Origin of the sequence: Elizabethkingia argenteiflava, assembly GCF_009904105.1 — a bacterium.
Classification (GTDB): Bacteria; Bacteroidota; Bacteroidia; order Flavobacteriales; family Weeksellaceae; genus Elizabethkingia; species Elizabethkingia argenteiflava.
Genome location: NZ_JAAABJ010000167.1, coordinates 1 through 300 on the forward strand (window position 1 = coordinate 1; position 300 = coordinate 300).

Consider the following 300-nt stretch of genomic DNA (forward strand, 5'->3'; position numbering starts at 1 on the left):
GCAATTCGAACTAGTGTTGGAACATTTACGAGGCAAATTTCGAGTAAAACTAGGACAAAAATCAGAGCCATCGCTTGGTATTATGGACAGCCAGAATATTCGCTGGGGCAATAACCGGTCATTAAAAAGATTTGATGGCAATAAAAAGATTAAGGGCATAAAACGTCATGTGGTCGTTGATAAAAATGTTTTTTTAATTGCAATCATGGTTACAATGGCTAATATACATGATAGTAAGGCTGTTATTTTACTTATGCGCGTGTTAAAAGAAATGCTTTGTGGCATTAAAGTTATTCTGGC

General features: G+C 35.7%; 1 protein-coding gene. It reads left to right on the forward strand.

The features are described 5' to 3' along the window. Nucleotides 1-300: transposase (locus GNY06_RS15415; protein WP_166518463.1), on the forward strand; the 300-nt coding region annotated here is incomplete at both ends.